Source organism: Mycolicibacterium alvei (genome assembly GCF_010727325.1).
Classification (GTDB): domain Bacteria; phylum Actinomycetota; class Actinomycetes; order Mycobacteriales; family Mycobacteriaceae; genus Mycobacterium; species Mycobacterium alvei.
Genome location: NZ_AP022565.1, coordinates 2,777,456 through 2,798,286, shown reverse-complemented (window position 1 = coordinate 2,798,286; position 20,831 = coordinate 2,777,456). Strand labels below are relative to the sequence as shown.

23 protein-coding genes are annotated in these 20,831 nt (G+C 66.9%); 13 read left to right on the top strand and 10 right to left on the bottom strand.

What is annotated here, in order from left to right:
• Positions 1-3: 3 nt before the first annotated feature.
• From G6N44_RS13395 to G6N44_RS13370, 6 genes are all read left to right on the top strand, one after another.
• Complete coding sequence (locus tag G6N44_RS13395) at positions 4-591, top strand: histidine phosphatase family protein (RefSeq protein ID WP_163669905.1); 588 nt, start codon at positions 4-6, stop codon at positions 589-591.
• Positions 592-1,197, top strand: a complete 606-nt coding sequence (locus G6N44_RS13390; protein WP_163664686.1) for a TlpA disulfide reductase family protein — start codon at positions 592-594, stop codon at positions 1,195-1,197.
• Entirely contained in the window at positions 1,194-1,985 is a 792-nt protein-coding gene (locus G6N44_RS13385) for a cytochrome c biogenesis CcdA family protein (RefSeq protein WP_163664684.1), read from the top strand. The genes G6N44_RS13390 and G6N44_RS13385 overlap by 4 nt, the downstream gene beginning before the upstream one ends.
• On the top strand, positions 1,982-3,619 hold the full coding sequence (gene resB, locus G6N44_RS13380; RefSeq protein WP_163664682.1) for a cytochrome c biogenesis protein ResB: 1,638 nt from the start codon (positions 1,982-1,984) through the stop codon (positions 3,617-3,619). The genes G6N44_RS13385 and resB overlap by 4 nt, the downstream gene beginning before the upstream one ends.
• Entirely contained in the window at positions 3,616-4,590 is a 975-nt protein-coding gene (ccsB, locus tag G6N44_RS13375) for a c-type cytochrome biogenesis protein CcsB (RefSeq protein WP_163664680.1), read from the top strand. Before resB ends, ccsB begins: the two co-directional genes overlap by 4 nt.
• A gap of 63 nt (positions 4,591-4,653) precedes the next feature.
• Positions 4,654-6,036, top strand: a complete 1,383-nt coding sequence (locus G6N44_RS13370; RefSeq protein ID WP_372508258.1) for a MinD/ParA family ATP-binding protein — start codon at positions 4,654-4,656, stop codon at positions 6,034-6,036.
• Here G6N44_RS13370 and G6N44_RS29065 read toward each other — a convergent pair.
• Entirely contained in the window at positions 6,033-6,194 is a 162-nt protein-coding gene (locus G6N44_RS29065; RefSeq protein ID WP_170309396.1) for a hypothetical protein, read from the bottom strand. The genes G6N44_RS13370 and G6N44_RS29065 overlap by 4 nt on opposite strands.
• A 75-nt stretch (positions 6,195-6,269) precedes the next feature.
• Here G6N44_RS29065 and G6N44_RS13365 point away from each other — a divergent pair, with 75 nt between their 5' ends.
• Positions 6,270-6,548: a DUF4229 domain-containing protein gene (locus G6N44_RS13365; RefSeq protein ID WP_163669902.1), complete on the top strand. Its 279-nt coding sequence runs from the start codon at positions 6,270-6,272 to the stop codon at positions 6,546-6,548.
• 11 nt (positions 6,549-6,559) lie between these two features.
• Here the strand turns inward: G6N44_RS13365 and G6N44_RS13360 are convergent, their stop codons facing one another.
• Positions 6,560-7,909 carry an MFS transporter gene (locus G6N44_RS13360; RefSeq protein ID WP_163664678.1) on the bottom strand — a complete coding sequence of 450 codons (1,350 nt, stop codon included), beginning with the start codon at positions 7,907-7,909 and terminating at the stop codon, positions 6,560-6,562.
• A gap of 191 nt (positions 7,910-8,100) precedes the next feature.
• Positions 8,101-8,970, bottom strand: a complete 870-nt coding sequence (locus G6N44_RS13355) for a 1,4-dihydroxy-2-naphthoate polyprenyltransferase (protein ID WP_163664676.1) — start codon at positions 8,968-8,970, stop codon at positions 8,101-8,103.
• Positions 8,971-9,029: 59 nt separating this feature from the next.
• Between G6N44_RS13355 and G6N44_RS13350 the strand changes: the two genes are divergently transcribed.
• Genes G6N44_RS13350 through G6N44_RS13340 form a run of 3 tightly spaced genes read left to right on the top strand, consistent with a single transcriptional unit; the run spans position 9,030 to position 11,265 of the window.
• Positions 9,030-9,305, top strand: coding sequence for a hypothetical protein (locus G6N44_RS13350; protein WP_163664674.1), 276 nt, complete (start codon positions 9,030-9,032; stop codon positions 9,303-9,305).
• Between the two features lie 6 nt (positions 9,306-9,311).
• On the top strand, positions 9,312-10,088 hold the full coding sequence (locus tag G6N44_RS13345) for an S-methyl-5'-thioadenosine phosphorylase (protein ID WP_163664672.1): 777 nt from the start codon (positions 9,312-9,314) through the stop codon (positions 10,086-10,088).
• Between the two features lie 49 nt (positions 10,089-10,137).
• The gene (locus G6N44_RS13340) at positions 10,138-11,265 is read left to right on the top strand and encodes an NAD(P)H-dependent flavin oxidoreductase (protein ID WP_163664669.1); all 1,128 of its coding nucleotides are present in this window, start codon (positions 10,138-10,140) and stop codon (positions 11,263-11,265) included.
• 23 nt (positions 11,266-11,288) lie between these two features.
• Here the strand turns inward: G6N44_RS13340 and G6N44_RS13335 are convergent, their stop codons facing one another.
• From G6N44_RS13335 to G6N44_RS13320, 4 genes are read right to left on the bottom strand one after another with little or no spacing between them, the layout of a single operon-like run.
• Positions 11,289-11,753 (bottom strand): DUF5078 domain-containing protein, encoded by a 465-nt coding sequence (locus G6N44_RS13335; RefSeq protein WP_163664667.1) that lies wholly within the window; start codon positions 11,751-11,753, stop codon positions 11,289-11,291.
• Positions 11,754-11,770: 17 nt separating this feature from the next.
• Positions 11,771-12,100, bottom strand: a complete 330-nt coding sequence (locus G6N44_RS13330; protein WP_163664665.1) for a DUF732 domain-containing protein — start codon at positions 12,098-12,100, stop codon at positions 11,771-11,773.
• Positions 12,100-15,018 carry an MMPL/RND family transporter gene (locus tag G6N44_RS13325; RefSeq protein WP_163664663.1) on the bottom strand — a complete coding sequence of 973 codons (2,919 nt, stop codon included), beginning with the start codon at positions 15,016-15,018 and terminating at the stop codon, positions 12,100-12,102. Before G6N44_RS13325 ends, G6N44_RS13330 begins: the two co-directional genes overlap by 1 nt.
• On the bottom strand, positions 15,015-15,440 hold the full coding sequence (locus G6N44_RS13320) for an MmpS family transport accessory protein (RefSeq protein ID WP_064848180.1): 426 nt from the start codon (positions 15,438-15,440) through the stop codon (positions 15,015-15,017). Before G6N44_RS13320 ends, G6N44_RS13325 begins: the two co-directional genes overlap by 4 nt.
• A gap of 189 nt (positions 15,441-15,629) precedes the next feature.
• Between G6N44_RS13320 and G6N44_RS13315 the strand changes: the two genes are divergently transcribed.
• On the top strand, positions 15,630-16,292 hold the full coding sequence (locus G6N44_RS13315; RefSeq protein ID WP_163664661.1) for a TetR/AcrR family transcriptional regulator: 663 nt from the start codon (positions 15,630-15,632) through the stop codon (positions 16,290-16,292).
• Entirely contained in the window at positions 16,265-17,134 is an 870-nt protein-coding gene (locus G6N44_RS13310; protein ID WP_235683026.1) for a GNAT family N-acetyltransferase, read from the top strand. The genes G6N44_RS13315 and G6N44_RS13310 overlap by 28 nt, the downstream gene beginning before the upstream one ends.
• Here the strand turns inward: G6N44_RS13310 and G6N44_RS13305 are convergent.
• The 3 genes from G6N44_RS13305 to G6N44_RS13295 are packed head-to-tail and all read right to left on the bottom strand — an operon-like array spanning position 17,128 to position 19,271.
• Entirely contained in the window at positions 17,128-17,742 is a 615-nt protein-coding gene (locus G6N44_RS13305) for a pyridoxamine 5'-phosphate oxidase family protein (RefSeq protein ID WP_163664659.1), read from the bottom strand. The two genes, G6N44_RS13310 and G6N44_RS13305, sit on opposite strands and share 7 nt — an antisense overlap.
• A gap of 30 nt (positions 17,743-17,772) precedes the next feature.
• The gene (gene menE, locus G6N44_RS13300) at positions 17,773-18,870 is read right to left on the bottom strand and encodes an o-succinylbenzoate--CoA ligase (RefSeq protein WP_163664657.1); all 1,098 of its coding nucleotides are present in this window, start codon (positions 18,868-18,870) and stop codon (positions 17,773-17,775) included.
• Positions 18,871-18,911: 41 nt separating this feature from the next.
• The gene (locus tag G6N44_RS13295; RefSeq protein WP_163664655.1) at positions 18,912-19,271 is read right to left on the bottom strand and encodes a DUF3349 domain-containing protein; all 360 of its coding nucleotides are present in this window, start codon (positions 19,269-19,271) and stop codon (positions 18,912-18,914) included.
• A gap of 270 nt (positions 19,272-19,541) precedes the next feature.
• On the opposite strand from G6N44_RS13295, the gene G6N44_RS13290 reads away from it, so the two are divergent.
• A complete protein-coding gene (locus G6N44_RS13290; protein ID WP_163664653.1) occupies positions 19,542-20,828 on the top strand; it encodes an inorganic phosphate transporter in 1,287 nt (428 codons plus the stop codon).
• Positions 20,829-20,831: the final 3 nt, after the last annotated feature.

Sequence of the window (20,831 nt, the reverse complement as noted above, 5' to 3'; positions counted from 1 at the left end):
GTGATGCGTCACGGCGAGGTGTTCAACCCGGAGAAGGTCCTCTACGGCCGGCTGCCCGGCTATCACCTCTCCGAGCGGGGCCAGGCCCAGGCCCGGGCCGCCGCCGACTGGCTGGCCGGCAGGGACGTCGTCCATGTGGTGGCCTCCCCGCTGGAGCGGGCGCAGGAGACGGCCACGCCGATCGCCGAAAGCCACAAGCTGCCGATCGCCACCGACGGCGACCTCATCGAGTCGTGGAACATGTTCGAGGGGGAGCGGGTGGCCCCCGGCGACGGCGCCCTGCGCGACCCGAGGAACTGGCCGAAGCTGCGCAACCCCGCCAAGCCCTCGTGGGGTGAGCCCTACGCCGAGATCGCACCCCGGATGATGGCGGCCATGCACCGGGCGCGCGAGAAGGCCGCCGGGCACGAGGCGGTCTGCGTCAGCCATCAGCTTCCGGTCGAGACGCTGCGCCGGGCGATGACCGGGCGCAAGCTGGCCCACCTGCCGTTGCCGCACAGCCGGCTGTGCAATCTGTCCTCGATCACGTCGTTCACCTTCGAGGGCGACACGCTGATCCGATGGGGCTACACGGAGCCCTGGGGAATCTGAATGACGTCGTGGGTCGCCCGGGTGGGTGCGGCAGTGCTGGCCGGGCTGGTGCTGCTCACCGGATGTTCCACGGGTGACGACGCGGTAGCCCAGGGTGGCACCTTCGAGTTCGTCGCACCCGGCGGTAAGACCGACATCTTCTATGACCCTCCTGAAAAGCGCGGCACCCCAGGTGAATTGAGCGGCCCCGACCTGCTCGACCCGGCCAAGACCATCTCGTTGGACGATTTCGCCGGCAAGGTCGTGGTGATCAACGTGTGGGGCCAGTGGTGTGGGCCGTGCCGGGCCGAGATCGGCGAGTTGGAAAAGGTGTACACCGAGACCCGCGACCAGGGCGTGGCGTTTCTCGGCATCGACGTCCGGGACAACAATCGCGAGGCCGCAGTCGATTTCGTCACCGACCGCAACGTCACCTTCCCGTCCATCTACGACCCGGCGATGCGCACCATGATCGCGTTCGGCGGCAAGTACCCGACCACGGTGATCCCGTCGACCGTGGTGCTGGATCGTCAGCACCGGGTGGCCGCGGTGTTCCTGCGTGAACTGCTGGCCGAGGATCTGCAACCGGTCGTGCAACGCCTGGCAGCCGAACGGCCTGTGCAGTGACCGGATTCGCCGAGATCGCCGCCGCCGGACCGGTACTGCTGGCGCTGGGGGTCAGTGTGCTGGCCGGGTTGGTGTCGTTCGCTTCGCCGTGCGTGGTGCCGTTGGTGCCCGGCTATCTGTCCTATCTGGCCGCCGTCGTCGGGGTCCAAGAAGCCCCGGTGGCCGACGAGGCCGGATTGACGAAGCAGGCCACCAAGACCGCTCGGTTGCGGGTGGCCGGCGCGGCCGCCCTGTTCGTCGCAGGTTTCACCGTGGTGTTCCTGCTCGGTGCGGTGGCCGTCCTCGGGATGACCACCACGTTGATCGCCAATCAGGTTCTGCTGCAACGCATCGGCGGTGTCGTCACGATCGCGATGGGTCTGGTGTTCGTCGGCTTCGTCCCGGCGTTGCAGCGTCAGGCCCGGTTCGCCCCGCGGCAGTGGTCCACGATGGCCGGGGCGCCGCTGCTGGGTGCGGTGTTCGCGCTGGGCTGGACCCCGTGCCTGGGCCCGACGCTGACCGGGGTGATCGCGGTGGCCTCGGCCACCGACGGCGCCACCGTGGCGCGCGGGGTGGTGCTGGTGCTGGCCTACTGCTTCGGGCTGGGTATCCCGTTCGTGCTGCTGGCGCTGGGTTCGGCGCGGGCGGTGACGAGCCTGGCCTGGCTGCGCCGCCACACCCGGACCATTCAGATCTTCGGCGGCATTCTGCTGATCTTGGTCGGCACCGCCCTGGTGACCGGTCTGTGGAACGAGTTCGTGTCGTGGGTGCGCGACGCCTTCGTCAGTGATGTGAGGCTGCCGATATGACCGAGTCCATTGCGCGAACAGACGCAGAGGTACCCGTAACACCGCGTCCCGGGGTACCGCAGCGTCTGCTCGCGCCGGTTCGGAACACCTGGCGGACCCTGACGTCGATGGGCACGGCGCTGGTGTTGCTGTTCCTGCTGGCGCTGGGCGCGATCCCGGGGGCGTTGTTGCCGCAACGCAGCCTCAACGAGTCCAAGGTCGACGAATATCTGGCGGCCCACCCCACGCTGGGTCCGTGGCTGGATCGCGTGCAGGCCTTCGACGTGTTTTCCAGCTTCTGGTTCACCGCCATCTACGTGCTGCTGTTCATCTCGCTGGTGGGTTGCCTGACACCGCGGATCATCGAGCATTTCCACAGCCTGCGGGCGCAGCCGGTACCCGCGCCGCGCAACCTGGGCCGGTTGCCCAAACACCATGCCGAGCAGGTAAACGCGCAGGCGGGCCAGGTCGCCGAGACCGTCACGCGACGGTTGAGGGGCTGGCGCACGGTCACCCGGGAAACCGATGCCGGCATTGAGATTTCGGCCGAGAAGGGCTACCTGCGGGAGTTCGGCAACATCGTGTTCCACTTCTCGCTGCTCGGTCTGCTGGCGGCGGTGGCCGCGGGCAAGCTGTTCGGCTACGAGGGCAACGTCATCGTCATCGCCGACGGAGGGCCCGGATTCTGCACCGCCTCGCCGGCCGCCTTCGACTCGTTCCGGGCCGGCAACACCGTCGACGGCACCTCGCTGAGCCCGATCTGCCTGCGGGTCAACAGTTTCGACGCGGACTATCTGCCCACCGGGCAGGCGCTGTCGTTCGCCGCCGATATCGACTATCAGTCCGGCGACGATCTGGCCGCCAACACCTGGCAGCCCTACCGCCTCGAGGTCAACCGTCCGCTGCGCATCGGCGGTGACCGCGTCTACCTGCAGGGACACGGGTATGCGCCGTCGTTCACCGTGACGTTCCCCGACGGCCAACAGCGCAGCCAGACCATTCAGTGGCGGCCCGAGGAGCAGATGACGCTGCTGTCCTCGGGGGTGGTGCGCATCGACCCGCCGGCGGGCACCTACCCCGACGCCGACGAGCGTCGCAAGCACCAGATCGCCATCCAGGGCCTGTTCGCGCCGACCAAGCAACTCGAAGGCACCCTGCTGTCGTCGAGTTTCCCTGCGCTCAACGACCCCGCGGTGGCCATCGACATCTACCGCGGCGATACCGGCCTGGACACCGGCCGGCCGCAGTCGTTGTTCTCCCTCGATCCCCGGTTGATCGATCGCAAACAGCTGACCAGGGCCGCCCGGGTCAACCTGGTGAAAGGCCAGGACACCCGGCTCGATGACGGCACCAAGGTCCGCTTCGACGGCGCGGTCCCGTTCGTCAACCTGCAGGTCTCACACGACCCCGCCCAGATCTGGGTGCTGGTGTTCGCGATGTCCATGATGGCCGGGTTGCTGGTGTCCCTGGTGGTGCGCCGGCGCCGCGTCTGGGTTCGAATTCACCCCGCTACTGCGGGTACGGTGAACGTCGAGCTGGGCGGGCTGGCCCGTACCGACAACTCGGGCTGGGGCGATGAGTTCGAGAAGCTGACCATGCGGTTGTTGGAGGGCTACGAGCACCCGGCGGCAGGAGAGAAGGCGGAACAGCAGTGAATACCGATCACATCGACATCGGGCTGGCCAGGTACTCAGACTGGGCGTTCACCTCGTCGGTCGTCGTCCTGGTCGGGGCGCTGATCCTGCTCGCCGTCGAACTCGCCTCCAGCCGTGGCCGCCGTGTCGATGAGCGTGAGCTGGTCGGCGCCACCGTCGGCGCCGACAGCGCCACGCCCGGCGTCGTCGCCGAGCAACCCCGACGCACGTTGGATGAGCGCATCGGCCAGACCGGCCTGGCGCTCACCTACGTCGGCATCGGCATGCTGTTCCTCTGCATCGTGTTGCGTGGTCTGGCCACCTCGCGGGTGCCGTGGGGCAACATGTACGAGTTCATCAACCTGACCAGCTTCTGCGGCCTGATCGCGGCTGCGGTGGTGCTGCGCAAGCCGCAGTACCGCGCGCTGTGGGTGTTCGTCCTGGTTCCGGTGCTGATCCTGCTGACGGTCTCGGGACGCTGGCTGTACTCCAACGCCGCGCCCGTGATGCCCGCGCTGCAGTCCTACTGGCTTCCCATCCATGTGTCGGTGGTGAGCCTGGGCTCCGGGGTGTTCCTGGTGGCCGGTGTGGCCAGCATCCTGTTCCTGCTCAAGATGTCACCGCTCGGGGAGCCGGGACGGGAGGGCACCGTGGCGCGCATCATCCAGCGGTTGCCCGACGCGCAGACGCTGGACCGGATTGCCTACCGCACCACGATCTTCGCGTTCCCCATCTTCGGTTTCGGCGTGATCTTCGGCGCGATCTGGGCCGAGGAGGCTTGGGGCCGGTACTGGGGCTGGGACCCCAAGGAGACGGTGTCGTTCATCGCCTGGGTCGTGTACGCGGCGTATCTGCATGCGCGCTCCACGGCGGGTTGGCGGGACCGTAAGTCGGCCTGGATCAACGTGGTCGGTTTCGTCGCGATGGTCTTCAACTTGTTCTTCATCAACCTGGTGACGGTGGGCCTGCATTCGTATGCGGGGGTCGGCTAGGCGCCGTCGGATTGGTGAGGTGACCGTGCGCCCCAAGGGCGGGGCTGCGGTCCGGACGGAAGCGTGTGGAGAAGAGGGGAATTCGTGTCCGAGCCAGTGTCTGAGCCCGTAGTGGAGCCGGTGGTGGAGCCGTCCGAAGCGCAGGACCCTGCGCCGCAGGACACCGGCGAACCGGCACCAGACACACCGGCACCAGACACACCGGTCTCCGAGCCGCCGCTCGTCCCGTCGGTGTTCGCCCCGATACCCGGATTCCGCGGTCAGCAGCGGTTCAGCAATCCCTCTGAGCCCGGTGTCTCCACACCGCTGCCCGCCGAGTGGACCGCCCCGACACCGCCGCACGGTATCCCGGTGATCACCGCCCCGCCGGTACCCGCCAGTTTCGACGGACCGCCGGCCCGCATCTTCGCCGGCCCCGCGCCGGGACATCCCGTCGCGCCCGGACCGCCGGTCGCGGGAATGGATGCGCGACCCGCCGCGGGAGACTTCGCCACGCCGTACCGCGACCTGTCCACCGACGCACTGCTCGGCCAACGCAAGAACCCGCCCACCTCGGGCTGGCGCAAGGCCCTCTACGTGGCGTCCTTCAAGCAGATCAATGTCGGCGAGAGCCCGAAGACCACCCATCACAACACCCTGCTCGGCGAGGTCAGTCAGCCATTGCAGGGCTGCTACCGGATCGCGGTGATGTCCCTGAAGGGTGGCGTGGGCAAGACCACGATCACCGCGACCTTGGGTGCCACGTTCGCCTCGATCCGCGGTGACCGGGTGGTGGCGGTGGACGCCAACCCCGACCGGGGCACGCTGAGCCAGAAGGTGCCGTTGGAGACCGCTGCGACGGTGCGCCACCTGCTGCGCGACGCCGAAGGCATCGAGCGCTACAGCGACGTGCGGGCGTACACCTCACAGGGGCCGAGCCGGCTGGAGGTGCTCGCTTCCGAAAGCGACCCCGCGGTCTCCGAGGCGTTCAGCTCCGACGACTATCTGCGCGCGTTGGAGGTGTTGGAGCGGTTCTACAGCCTGGTGCTCACCGACTGCGGAACGGGTTTGATGCACTCGGCGATGTCGGCGGTGCTGTCCAAGGCCGACGTACTGGTCGTGATCAGCTCGGGTTCGGTGGACGGTGCGCGTAGTGCGTCGGCGACGCTGGACTGGCTCGATGCCCACGGGCATCAGGATCTGGTGCGCAACTCCATCGCGGTGATCAACGCGGTGCGCCCACGCTCGGGCAAGGTGGATCTGTCCAAGGTGGTGGACCACTTCTCCCGGCGCTGCCGTGCGGTGCGGCTGGTGCCGTTCGACCCGCATCTGGAAGAGGGCGCCGAGATCAGCCTGGACCGGCTCAAGCCCCGCACCCGGGAGGCACTGATCGAGCTGGCTGCGGTGGTGGCGTCCGACTTCGCCGGCGCACGTCGCTCGGCGAACCGCACGCCCGAGACCCGCTAGTTGCGGGGGTTGTCGCCGTGCCCGAGTCGACGCAGGAAATCTGGGTCGTCGTCGGGACCGATCACCCGGGTTTTGGGTTGACTGCCAGAGACCCGCGCCAGCCGCCAGCCGAGATACACCAGGCTTGCCGCGGCAAAGAGCAGGAGTAGATACGCCACTCGAAACCTCCTTGATCCGAATATACGCGTCGTCGGTAGGCTCGGAGCGTGTCAGGAAGTGGTTCGACCTCCCGCATGGTCACCGACGTCGTGGTTTACCTCATCGCCAGGCTGGTGCTGGTCGCCGTGCTGGCCGCCGCGATCTACGGGGTGGGGCAATTGGTCATCGCAGATTTCCCGGTCGTGGTGGCGCTGCTGTTCGCCATCGTGATCGCGCTGCCGGTGGGCATCTGGTTGTTCCGGCCGTTGCGGGAGCGGGCGACCGCGTCCATCGCGTCGGTCGACGAGCGGCGGCGCAAGGACCGTGAGCAGCTGCAGGCCCGGTTGCGCGGCGAAGAGCCGCCGAAGGGCTGACCTTTCGCGCCTTATCGGATGAAGGCCGCGCCCTTCTCCCGGTCCAGGTAGGTTTCGGTCTTGTTCTTGAGGAAGAACACGTACACCACCAGCGAGACGGCGATACATACCGTGACGTAGGTGATGAACCACGGCACGTGGTCGCCCTGCTCGAGCGCCTTGTAGATCACCGGTGCGGTCCCGCCGAACATCGAATTCGCCAGTGCGTAGCCGACTCCCACACCCAGTGCCCGCACGTGGGAGGGGAACAGCTCCGACTTCACCAACGCGTTGATCGAGGTGTATCCGGTCAGGATCACGTACCCGACCCCCACCAGGAGGAAGGACTGAATCGGTGAATGCGTCTGGGGCAGATAAGTGATCAGGATGTAGGTGTAGATCACGCCGCCGACACCGAACCACACGAGCAGCGGTTTGCGGCCGACCCGGTCGCTGATCATGCCGCCGATCGGCTGGATCGCCATCAGGAAGATCAGCCCGATCAGGTTGATCCAGGTGGCCGTCATGGCCTGGTCCTTGTAGGTGGACTTGACGATCGCCGGTGCGTTGACGCTGTACGTGTAGAACGCGACGGTGCCGCCCAGGGTGATCAGGAAGCACAGCAGCAGAGGTTTCGCGTACCGGGTGAGCAGCTCGCTCAGCGAGCCCGAGCTCTTGTCCTTGCCTTCCCGGATGGCTTCGAGTTGTTCCTCCGACAGCGATTCGTCCATCGTGCGGCGCAACCAGAACACCACGATCGCGGCCACGCCGCCGATGGCAAAACCGATGCGCCAACCGAATTCGTGGACCTGCTCGGTGCTGAACGTCGTCAGGATGATCAGCAGGGTGAACTGCGCCAGCACGTGACCGCCGACCAGCGTCACGTACTGGAACGAGGAGAAGAAGCCGCGCCGTTCCCGGGTGGCGGCTTCGGACATGTAGGTCGCCGAGGTGCCGTACTCGCCGCCGGTCGCGAAGCCCTGCACCAACCGGCACAGGATCAGGATGATCGGCGCTGCGACACCGATGGTTTCGCGCGACGGCACGAGTGCGATCACCAGTGAGCACAGCGCCATCAACGAGACGCTGAACGTCAGTGCGGCGCGGCGGCCACGGCGGTCGGCGAAGCGGCCGAAGAACCAGGAGCCGACCGGTCGGGTGAGGAACGTGACCGCGAAGATCGCGTAGACGTAGATCGTCGCGTTCTTGTCGGCCGGGTCGAAGAACTGCGCTTCGAAATAGGTGGCGAACACGGTGTAGACGTAGACGTCGTACCACTCGACGAGGTTGCCCGACGAGCCCCGGATGGTGTTCCAGATGGCGCGCCGGGTTTCGGCGCGCCCCGACGGTGCGGGTTGGTGCGCCTCGGTCGAAGTGGTCATGCGCATCCCCCGGTGGTTGCCATTGCGGGCCGACGGTCACGTTAGTGCACCGCTGCGGTGTGACGCGTGGTTTGTGCTCGCCGGAGTTCGCCGAGATCGACGCCTGGGTCGTGGCTGTCGACGGTCGACGACCCAGGCGTGGAAAATGGCGAACGGCTCCGGGCGGGGAAGGGGTTTGGGCGGGGGAGGGGTTACCCCAGGTACAAGGCCAGCGAGACCGCGACGGCCCACACCAGCATGGTCAGCCCGGTGTCGCGCAGCACCGGGATCAGCTGGGCGCCCGTGCTGCCGTCACGTACCGGTCGCAGTCCCCGCACCGCCGGTACGACCGCGAGCAGGCCGACCGCACACCACGGCGTGGCGAGCATCAGCACCAGGGGCAGCACCAGGGCTACGGCGACCAGCAGTTGATACAGCAGGCGGGTGCGGGCATCGCCGAGGCGCACGGCCAGCGTGATCTTGCCGGACTCGGTGTCGGTGGGGATGTCGCGCAGGTTGTTGGCCACCAGCACGGCCGAGGACAGCGAGCCCATGGCCACCGCCGCGACCAGTCCGACCCAGTCGACGCGCAGGGCCTGCGTGTACTGCGCGCCCAGGACCGCGACCAGGCCGAAGAAGATGAACACGGCCACCTCGCCCAGGCCGAGGTAGCCGTAGGGCTTCTTGCCACCGGTGTAGAGCCAGGCGCCGGCGATGCACACGGCGCCGACCGCGATCAGCCACGGCGCGCTGAACGCGGCGAGCACGAGCCCGGCCACCGCGCCGATGCCCAGGCTCACGACCGCCGCGGTCAGCACGGCCCGCGGTGACGCCAGCTTGGAACCCACCAGCCGTAACGGGCCCGACCGCACGTCGTCGGTGCCGCGGATGCCGTCGGAGTAGTCGTTGGCGTAGTTCACCCCGATGATCAGTGCGAGCGATACGGCCAGCGCCAGCAACGCTTTCCACCACACCGCCGACCCCGTCCAGGCGGCGGCGCCGGTGCCGGCGAGCACCGGGGCGACGGCGTTGGGCAGGGTGCGGGGACGGGCGCCTTCGATCCATTGCGCGAAACTGGCCACGACGGCCATCGTATGAGCTGACCGGGTGCCATCCCGCGCGGACTCCTACACTGAGCGTCATGAAGGAGCAGCTCAGCAAGACCGAGATCGGCAAGGACGTGCTGCAGGAATCCGTCGAGGCCGTGGCCTCGACGGTCGGGCAGGTCACCTCGATCATCACCACGGCCGTCAAGGACGTCGCGACGGTCATCGGCGGCCTGGCCACCGATGTCTTCGAGATCGCCGACGGCGCCCGCAAGGCCAACGAGGATTTCGACGACTTCGACGCGGAATTCGGGGCCCCTGAGGCCGACGACGTCGCGGCCGACGCCGCGAACCCCGACAAGGGCGAATAACACTGCATGCTCGGCGTCATCGGCGGTAGTGGGTTCTATTCGTTCTTCGGGCCGCAGGCCCGAGCCGTCACCGTGGACACTCCCTATGGGGCGCCGAGCGCACCGATCACGGTCGGCGAGGTGGGTGGGCACGAGGTCGCGTTCCTGCCCCGGCACGGGGTCGACCACGAGTACTCGCCGCACACGGTGCCCTATCGGGCCAACATGTGGGCGCTGCGCACGCTGGGCGTGCGGCGGATCCTGGCTCCGTGCGCGGTGGGCAGTCTGACGGCCGAACTGGGCCCGGGGTCGATCGTCGTGCCCGATCAGTTGGTCGACCGCACCCGCGGCCGCGTCGACACGTACTTCGATTCCGGCGGCATCCACGTCGGTTTCGCCGATCCGTACTGCCCGGCATTGCGGTCCACCGCCGCCGCGCTTCCGGGTGTGGTCGACGGCGGCACCATGGTGGTGATCCAGGGCCCGCGGTTCTCCACCCGCGCGGAGAGCCGGTGGTTCGCCGATCAGGGTTTCACCCTGGTGAACATGACCGGTTACCCGGAGGCGGTGCTGGCCCGTGAGCTTGAGATGTGTTATGCGGCAATTGCTTTGGTTACGGACCTGGACGCCGGGATCGAGGCCGGCTCGGGGGTGACGACGGTCGACGTCTTCGGCGAGTTCGAGCGCAACCTGGTGCCGTTCAAGAAGCTGGTGCACGAGGCGCTGGAGGCCGTCGAGACCGAACGCGCCTGCACGCACTGCCTGGCCCACGACGGGGTGACACTGCCCTTCGAGCTGCCCTGATCCCCGGGGTACTTGACACCCGTCAAGTACCGGTGGCAATACTGACGGGGTGAAACCCGCCATCTGTGAGCAGTTCGGTATCGATTTCCCGCTCTTCGCCTTCAGCCACTGCCGCGACGTGGTGGCCGCGGTGACCAACGCCGGGGGCTTCGGCGTGCTGGGCGCCACCGCCTACACCCCCGAGCAACTGGACCAGGAGCTGTCCTGGATCGACGAGCAGGTCGGCGGCAAGCCCTACGGCGCCGACATCATCGTGCCGGCGAAGTTCGAGGGCAAGGGCGAGAAGCTGTCGCGGGGACAGCTCACCGATCGCATCCCCGCCGAGTACCGCGAATTCGTCGCGCAGCTGCTCGCCGATCACGACATCGAGCCCGAGGAGAAGCAGCGCTTCGGTGGATCCTCGCTGTCCGGCGACACCGGCCGCGAACTGTTGGACGTCGCGATGAGCCACCCGATCAAGCTGATCGCCAACGCGCTCGGGGTGCCACCGGACTACATGATCGAGGCGGGCCGTGAGCGCGGGGTTCCCGTCGCGGCGCTGGTGGGAGCCCGCGAGCACGCCCTCAAGCAGGTGCAGGCCGGGGTCGACCTGATCGTCGCGCAGGGCACCGAGGCCGGTGGGCACTGCGGTGAGGTGTCGACGCTGGTGCTCGTGCCGGAGGTACTGGAGACGCTGGAACAGGCGGGTAGCGACATCCCGGTGCTGGCAGCCGGCGGCATCGTCACCGGACGGCAGATGGCCGCGACCGTCGCGATGGGCGCCGCGGGGGCCTGGACCGGGTCGGTCTGGCTGACCACCGAGGAAGCCGAGACCGCGCCGCACACCGTGCAGAAGATGCTGGAGGCGACCTCGCGGGACACCGTGCGTTCCACCGGGCGGACGGGCAAGCCGGCCCGCCAGCTCCGCTCGGAGTGGACCGACGCCTGGCAGCCCAATGCCGACGGCCACCCGACTCTTCCGCTACCGCTGCAGAACATGCTGGCCGAGCCGATCATCCGCCGGGTGGATGTGCTTGCCGCCCAGGGGCATCCGGGCGCGCAGGCGCTGGCTACCTACTTCGTCGGGCAGGGCGTGGGACTGATGAACAAGGTCAAACCGGCCCGCGAGGTGGTCCGCGAGTTCATCGAGGACTACCTCGCGGCCACCGAACGGTTGAGCAACTCACTCCCGGACTGACGCGCGGGACTGACGCGCGTGCGTCAGCGCCAGTTCCACACCGACATGTCGTTGGGTGGGTAGTTCTGGCAGATGTCGGTGGTGTTGGCCGCGACGCCCTTGTTGTTGAAGAACAGCTTGGCCCAGTTGGGCCAGCGCCAGGACATGTTCTCGAAGAAGGCGTTGGTGGCCATGTTCTCGGAGTACTGGCGGCGGCCGGCGTAGTCCATGGAGAAGAACCAGTGGATGCGGTCCTGGGCGCCCTGCTGGTCGGCGACGGGCTTGTTGTTGTAGTCGATCATGTAGCGCTCGTAGTAGACGGGTTCGACGTCGCGGGCGGCGGCCATGATCTGTTCGGCGGTGCAGGGGGTGCGCAGGATCCGGTTGGGGATCGGGTAGTCGTCGGTCGCGTCGGCGTTGACGATGCCTGCGGTGGCCAGGCTGCCGGCCACGGCGCAGGCGGCGACGCCGGTGCGGATCAGGGTTTTGACGCTGGTGCGGTTGGACATGGTGCTCCCAAAGTCGGTTAGTGCGCGGCCCGTTCGTAGACGCCACGCTGATCGGGGCAGTAGTAGTTGATGGCGGTGCCGGTGAACTGCCAGGCCTGGGCGTCGCTGCTGTCCTTGGCCAGTTGCTTCTTGACGAACTTCACCGAGTCCTGGGCAGTGTGGTCGACGCCGTTGCGCAGTCGTTTGCACATGATCTTGCCGATCCAGGCGTTGTAGTCACGCTGCCCGTAGATGCCGAAGGTGTGCAACTCGTTGGCGAAATCGGTATCGGGATCGGCATAGGCCGGCGCCGAGACGGCCAGACCGGCTGCGGCACAGATCGACAGGGCGATGATGAGGCGTTTCATCAGGTCAGGGCCTCCTCGGGATCTCGTTGGACGGGTTTCGGCCAGGGTTTCGGCACCGGACGTTGACGGACGTGCTGAGGCCACCAGAACCAGCGCCCGAGGAGCGTGGCGATGGACGGCGTCATCAACGACCGAACCACGAGGGTGTCGAACAGCAAGCCTAAGCCGATCGTGGTGCCGACCTGACCGATAACGATCAAACTGCTGACCGCCATCGAGGCCATGGTGAACGCGAAGACCAAGCCCGCCGACGTCACCACGGCGCCGGTGCCGACCATGGCCCGGATGATTCCGGTCTTCAGCCCGGCGTGGATCTCCTCCTTTATTCGTGCGACGAGCAGGAGGTTGTAGTCCGCGCCGACGGCCAGCAGGACGATGACCGACATCGGCATCACCATCCAGTGCAACGGGATTCCCACGATGTGTTGCCACAGCAGCACCGACAGTCCGAAGGCCGAGGCGAGACTGAGCACCACGGTGCCGACGATCACCGCGGAGGCCACCACGGCCCGGGTGAGCACCAACATGATGATGAAGATCAGGATCAGTGCCGCCGCGGCGACGATGATCAGGTCGTAGTCCGCACCCAACTGCATGTCGTGGTAGGTCGCCGAGCTGCCGCCGAGGTAGATCTTGGCACCCTCGAGCGGGGTTCCCTTGATGGCGTCGGCCGCCGCGATCTTGAGCGGTTCGATGCGTGCGGTGCCTTCGGGGGTCAGCGGATCACCCTGGTGAATGATGGTGAGCCGCACCGCATGTCCGTCGGGCGACATGAACAGCTTGAGGCCCCGCTGGAAGTCGGCGGTCTCGAACGCCTCCGGCGGCAGGTAGAACGAATCGTCGTTCTTGGCCGTGTCGAACGCCTCGCTCATGGCGGTGGCGGTGTTCTGCATCGCCATCGTCTGGTCCTGCTGGGCCTTCTGCACCTGGTACTGGTTGAGCAGCAGCTCTTTCTGATGCTTCATCGACTGGATCTGCCGCGGCATGGTGGCGACCATCTTCGGCATCAGGTCCGCCATGCGCTGCATGTCGGGAACCAGGTCCTGGAAGTCGTCGGACAACTTGTTGATGCCGTCGAGTGAATCGAAGACCGACCGCATCGACCAGCAGATCGGGATGTCGAAGCAGTGCGGTTCCCAGTAGAGGTAGTTGCGCAGCGGCCGGAACTGGTCGTCGAAGTCGGCCAGGTGATCCCGGACGTCGTTCATGTCGCCCGACGTCGTCTTCATCTTGTCGGCCATGCTCTGTGACACCGCGGCCAGATCCGTCTGGATGCTCATCATCTCGGTCATGGCGTCGATGCTGGTCTGCAGGTCGTCGGCCTGGTCGAGCAGATTCTGCAGATTGGCCTGCGCGTAGTCGTTGTTCATCAACTGGGTCGTGCCGCTCTGGCCCAGCGCGTAGGGGATCGTCGAGTGCTTGATCGGCTCGCCGTCGGGACGGGTGATGGTCTGCACCTGGGCGATGCCGTGCACGTTCTTGAGGGCCTTGGCGATCTTGTCGATCACCAGGAAGTCGGCCGGGTTCCGCAGATCGCGATCGGACTCGATCATCATCAGGTCCGGGTTCATCTTCGCCTGCGAGAAGTGGCGGAACGCCGCGTCGTACCCGACGTTCGTCCCCACGTCCTTGGGCAGGAAGATGCGGTCGTTGTAGGTGGTGTGGTAGCCGGGCAGGGCGAGCAGGCCGATCAACGCAGCGACGATGGCGCACACCAGGATTGCGCCCGGCCAGCGGACCGTGGCGGTACCGACGCGGTGCCATCCGCGGGACTTCGAATGCCGCTTGGGCTCCAGTATCTTGCCGAATCGGCCGAACACCGAGATGACGGCCGGCCCCAGGGTCAGCGCCATGGCGACCACGACCACCATGCCGACCGCCAGCGGGATGCCCATGGTCTGGAAGTACGGCAGGCGGGTGAAGTGCAGGCACAGCGTCGCGCCGGCGATGGTCAGGCCCGACGCGAGCACGACGTGGGCCGTGCCGTGGAACATGTCGTAGTAGGCCGCTTCTTTGTCCTCGCCGGATCTTCGGGCTTCGTGATATCGGCCGATGAGGAAGATTGCGTAGTCGGTGGCCGCGGCGATGGCCAGGGTCACCAGCATGTTGGTGGCGAACGTCGTGAGACCGAAGAAGTTGTGATAGCCCAGCAACGCGACCATCCCACGGGCGCCGGACAATTCGAGTAGGACCATGCCCAGCACGATCAGCGTCGTGATGATCGACCGGTACACGCCCAGCAGCATCACCGCGATGACGCCGAACGTGACGAACTCGATGAGCTTCATGCTCTCGTCGCCGACGATGTTCTGGTCGGTGCTCGATGCCGCGGACCCGGTGACGTACGCCTTCACGCCGTCAGGTGCGGGGCTTTCGGTGGCGATGCGCCGCACCGCCTCGACGGACTCGTTGGCGAGCGTCTCACCCTGGTCGCCGGCGATGTAGACCTGCACGTAGGCGGCCTTGCCGTCGCGGCTCTGGGCGCCCTTGGCGGTCAGGGTGTCGCCCCAGAAGTCCTGCACATGCTGTACGTGGGTGGTGTCGGCGCGCAGGTCGCGCACCATCTGGTCGTAGAAGATGTGCGCCTCGAGGCCCAGTGGCTTGTCGCCTTCGAGCACCACCATCACCGAGCTGCTGGTGTCGTACTCCTGGAACTTCTTGCCGACCTCTTTGATGGCGATCATCGACGGTGCGTCGTTGGGGCTCATCGACACTGCGCGCATCTTCCCGACGACCTCGAGTTGCGGGACGACGGTGTTGAGCAGCGCGACGATCACGATCCACGCCAGGATGATCGGCAGGGCGAACGTTCGGATGAGGCGCGGGATCAGCGGGCGCTCAGGTGCCGAGTGGCGCCCGGTGGCAATGGCGTCGGTCGGGGTCTCGTCGGTGGGGGTTTCTCCCCTGGGGCCGCTCATGCTGCCTTCACAAAGCAGAAGGTCTGTGCGTTCAATCCAGTAGCCGTTCTCTCTTCTTTGACCTCGTCGTCGACGGTGACCCGGCAGCTGATGCTGTCCCCGTCACCTTGCGCCATGATGTTGGGCTGCACCGACGGCAACGTGGTCTGCAGCGTCACGGTCCATGGCAGGGGCACGGTTCCGGTGCGCTGAGGTCTGCCTTCGAGGTCCATGTAGTTGATGACGGCAGTGCCGCCGGTACCGAAGATCTCGTACTTCACGACCTTGGGATTGAAGTCCTCGGCATTGTCCGATGTGGTCTCGGTGATGATGACCGGATGCGCGCCGAAGACCTTGCGGACGTTCATCACGATCAGCACCCCGGCCCCCATCGCGATGACGATCAGGAAGGGGAGCCAGATTCGGCGGATGACCTTCAGCATTGCGGTTGCGAGTGGAGGGCGGTGACGTGTCGTCGTGCCTGGACGGCAATCAATGTGGTCTCCCAAACGTTCGTTGCGCCTCGCTACGACCTGGGTATTCGGCAGCCTACGCAGTTCGTCGCGTAAAGTTAGCGGAATAAGTGGATAGTTTCAATCCACTTATGAGATCCATCACTTAGGCTGTGGGATATGACCGAGGAGACACGCCGTGTGCTGCGCAGAGATGCCGAGCGCAATCGGCAGCGGGTGTTGACCGCGGCACGGGAACTGTTTGCCGAGAAAGGCCTCGAAGCCACGCTGAACGACGTGGCGCGTCACGCCAACGTCGGGGCGGGCACCGTGTATCGGCGGTTCGCCACCAAGGAGGAGCTGATCGAGGCGATCTTCGTCGACGGCATGGAGCAGCTCACCGCACTGGCCAAAACTGCACTGCAACACGAAGATTCGTGGTCAGGGTTCGCGTGGTACGTCGCGAGCATGTGTGAGATCACCGCGACCGATCGAGGGCTACGGGAAATCGCGTTCAGCAAGGTCTACGGCGGCGACCGGGTGAAGGCCTGCCAGGAAGGTCTCGTCCCGGTGTTGACCGCGCTCGTCGAGCGGGCGCAGCGCGACGGTCATCTACGTCCGGAACTGTCGTCGACGGACATGCCGCTCCTCGGGTTGTTGTCCGGCACGGTGAGCGAGTTCGCCGGGCATGTCGACCCCGAGCTCTGGCGTCGCTACGTTGCCATCCTGCTGGAAGGCATGCGTTGTCAGCCGGGTCAGTCACCCATTCCGGTGCAAGCGCTCGACGGTGAAGCGCTCGACGCCGCGATGAGGACGTGGGCGCCGGCCGGGCCGCCGCGGTGAGCAACGGGAACCCGCGGGCGGACGGGGCGCAGTTGTTCTGCGGTGTCGATCTGGCCCGGCGCATCGAGAAGGCCGAGGCGGGTCTGATCGTGGCGGCGACGCACGCGGCCGGGGACCGTGGTGCCGACGGGTTGGTGTTGCCGGTGGCCGGCGGATTCGCCTGTTTCGCCGAGACGGATTCACCGATGAACAAGGTGGTCGGACTCGGCTTCGAAGGTGTCCCCGACGAGGCGGTGCTGGGCGAGATCGAACGGGCCTTCGCGGCCCGAGGCAGCGAAACCCGGGTGGAACTGTCCAACCTGGCCGATCCCGAGATCGCCGCCCTGTTGTCGGGCCGCGGTTATCGGCTCGTCGAATTCGAGAATGTGCTCGGCAGGCCGGTGGGGGACGAGCGCTCGCCGGCGTCGGACGTACAGGTGCGCCGGGCCGAGGACCTCACTGCCTGGGTGAATGTCGTGGTGGAGGGGTTCGCCCATCCCGACGACGGTCCGGTCAGCCATGAACAGTTCCCGGCCGACATTCTCGAGCGAGCCGAGCGGGACATCGAAAAAGCTGGCGCCACAGCGTATGTCGCGCTCCGTGACGGAGTCGTGGCCGGTGGCGGGATGATGCGGCGGGCCGACGGGATCGCGCAGCTGTGCGGGGCGGCGACGGCGCCGGCCCACCGGCGCCGCGGTGTGCAGGCCGCGCTGCTGGCGGCGCGGCTGGCCGAGGCTGCCGACGCCGGATGCGAGATCGCCGTGGTGACGACGGCACCCGGCTCGAAGTCTCAGAACAACGTGCAGCGCCGAGGTTTTCAGCTGCTCTACACGCGGGCGATCCTGGTGAAACCGGTTCAGTAGAGGATCTTGCGCAGATTGTCCTCGCGGTAGTACTCGTCGAGTTCGGCCCGGCTCTGATCGGGTTTGAACTCCTTGGCCATCTGGGCCACCGAGGGCGCCGCCGTCGGATTCCAGGTCTCGGGCTTCCACGTGTCCGAGCGCAGGAATGCCTTGGGGCAGTGGAAGAAGACCTCGTCGACGGCGATCTCCAGGGCCAGGATCGGTCGCTTGCCGTTCACCGCCATGGTGTCGAAATAGTCGGCATCGGAAAGGATCTGCGCGGTGCCGTTGATCCGCAAGGTGTCGCCGCGGCCGGGGATGACGAACACGGTGCCGACGTGTGGGCGTTCCAGGACGTTGAGGTAGCCGTCGGCGCGCCGGTTGCCGGGCCGTTCCGGGATCGCGATCGTGGTGTCGTCGATGATGTGGACGAAACCGGGCGGGTCACCCTTGGGGGAGACGTCGACGCGGCCCTGTGCATCGGTGGTGGCCACGAAACCCAGCGGTGACTGCTTGAGCCAGACCTGCTGTGCCTCCGACAGTCTGGCCGTCACCTTGTTGACGGCGGCCGCGGTGGGGTGGCCGACGAGGGCACGCAGGTCGTCCACTGAGGTCACTTCTCGGCGCATGCCTCCATCATGCCTGCGGTGGCGAATGGTTTATCGCTCACCGAATCGCGCCATGAGCGCCCGGCGGTCCACCTTGCCGATGCCGCGCCGGGGTAACTCGTCGACGACGTGCACCTCCCGCGGTGCCGCGGTGGCATCCAGCGTTTGCGCCACGTGGCCACACAACTCGGCCACATCGGGGGCCGACGAACCGGGGGTCAGGACCAGTGCGGCGGCCACCCGCTGTCCGAGCCGCTCATCGGGCACTCCGAACACCGCACACTCGGCGATCGCCGGGTGGCCGGCCAGTGCCGATTCGACCAGTTGTGGCAGCACCGTCAAACCGCCGGTGCTGACCGCGTCGTCGACCCGGCCCAGGACCCGCAACACGCCCGAATCATCCACGGTGCCAAGGTCATCAGTGCGGAACCAGTCGGGCTCGGCGAACGGATCGGGGGTGATCGTGTTGCGATACCCCTTGGCGACGGTGGCGCCGCCGAGCAGGATGCGCGAATTGTCCACGCGCACGTTCACCCCGTCGAGCGCCACGCCGTCGTACACGCAGCCGCCGGCGGTCTCGCTCATCCCGTAGGTGCGCACGACGTGCACCCCGGCCGCCTCGGCGCGGTCGGCGACACCCGCGGGCATGGGCCCGCCGCCGATCAGCACGGCGTCGAGGTCGGCCAGTGCTTCCGCCGCGCCCGGATCACGCAGCGACTTGTCCAATTGCACCGCCACCAGCGACGCGTAGCGTCGGCCACTGCCCAAAGCAGCTACCGCAGAAGGTAATTCGCTCGGGTCGAAGGAGGCCGAGACAGCGACGGGCGTGGTGCCTGCGAGTGTGCTGCGGACCAGGACCTGCAGGCCGGCAATGTGGTAGGCGGGCAGGGCGAGCAGCCACCGCCCCGCGCCGCCCAACCGGGCGTGCGTCGACTCGGCGCTGGATCGCAACGCCGCCGCGGTCAGCATCGCGCCCTTGGGTTCACCGGTGGTGCCCGAGGTCGAGATCACCACGGCAACGTCGTCGTCGATTTCCTCGCCGGCGCGCAAAGTCGTTGTCAGCAGGGACCTCTGACGTTCGTCGTCGGCGGGCACCGGCAGGATCGCCGACCCGTTTCCGGTCAGGACGTCGTCGAGGGCCGCCGCCAACGTGTCCGTCGCGGATCCGACGGCGACGGGGCGCAGGACGGCTATGCCGGGCCCCCTGCGTCTTTCGGGTCGACGCCGTTGTTGCGGGCTTCGTCGGTGTCGAGCGAGCCCTCGGTTTCGCGCGGATCGTCCAACGGCCAACCCTTGGCGGCGAGTCGTTCCCGGACCCGCTCGACATCCTGGACGCGGGGCAGTTCGTCGGTGATCTGGGTGATCAGCACACCGATGTCGATGTGATCGAAGTCACCGCGATCGATGAGATCCCGTGCGACGGCTTTGACTTCGTCGTTGGTCAGTCGCCGGGTCAGTAGTGCCAACAGCGGCACCCGGTCTGGTCCGGGCACCCCGTCGGGGTACCCGGCGTTCAGCCAGGCCGCGATCTTCGCGAGAAATTCGTTCACTGCGCCTACTCCTGATGGTGCACCCCGAGGCTGCTGTCCCCGATTCGGCGGGACAGGAACCGGAAGACGGCATTGATCGTAGTGCTGCCGGCCGACTCTGGCTTGCAACGAATTTATCGGCTGCTCCGGGATCGGCAAATGGCCCCGGCAAACAGTGCGCGTTGCGCAGGTGAACACTGGGTGAACTCATCCGGAGCCTATCCGAATTACCAGCTCAGCAAGGTGTTTCCGGCTGGTCAAATACACCTGCGGTCCGACAGAATTACCGCCATGAGCTCTGAGCTGATCGTCCTGGTGCTATTGATAGCAACAGCACTGGCTTTTGACTTCACCAACGGCTTTCACGACACCGGTAACGCCATGGCCACCTCGATCGCCACCCGCGCTCTCAAGCCGAAGACGGCGGTGCTGCTCGCCGGCGTGTTGAACCTGGTCGGTGCATTTCTGTCGGTCGAAGTCGCGATCACCGTCACGAGCTCGGTGCTCAAGATCCAGGACTCCACTACCGGAGCCCTGATCCCCTCGATCGATGCCTCGACCGGGCTGACGATCATCTTCGCCGGCCTGATCGGCGGCATCCTGTGGAATCTGCTGACCTGGCTGTTCGGTATCCCGTCGAGCTCGTCGCATGCCCTGTTCGGTGGCCTGATCGGTGCCGGCCTGGCGGCCATCGGCCTGGCCGGGGTGAACTGGTCCGGCGTCAGCCAGAAGGTGCTCATCCCGGCGGTGGCCGCACCCGTGATCGCCTGCCTGGTGGCGTGCTGCGGCACCTGGCTCGTCTACCGGATCACGCGCAACGTCGCGCAGAAGCGTCGCGAAGCGGGCTTCCGCTGGGGCCAGATCGCCACCGCCTCGCTCGTCGCGCTCTCCCACGGAACCAACGATGCGCAGAAGACCATGGGTGTCATCGCGCTGGCCCTGATCACCACCGGCCACCTCAGCGGGGACGTGAAGAACAACGGTCTGCCGTTCTGGATCATCGCCTCGTGCGCGCTGGCCATCGGCCTGGGCACCTACATCGGCGGCTGGCGGGTCATCCGCACCCTGGGCAAGGGCCTGGTGGAGATCGAATCCCCGCAGGGTCTGGCGGCCGAGGCGTCGTCGGCCGCGATCATCCTGAGCTCGAGTGCCGCCGGTATGGCCCTGTCCACCACCCACGTGGCGACCGGTTCGATCCTGGGCAGCGGCGTGGGCAAGCCCGCCGCCGAGGTGCGTTGGGCGGTCGCCGGCCGCATGGCCGTGGCCTGGCTGGTCACGCTGCCCGCCGCGGGTTTCGTCGGCGCGCTGGCCTTCTGGCTGTCGCACGGTATCGAGTCGCTGACGTCCTCGTCGCTCGCCGGTGACGGGCTGATCTTCCTGGTGCTGGTCGCCCTGTCCGGTTACATGTGGTGGCGCGCCCAGCAGCAGAAGGTCGACCCCAGCAACGTCAACGCCGATTGGGACCACTCCACCAACTCGGTGGTGCCCGCCGAGTTGCGTGAGGCGTCCAACTCCACCCCGAACAGTGACAAGCCTGCCGGTACCGCAACGTCCGGGGCCGACAAGGCTGCGGTCTGACAC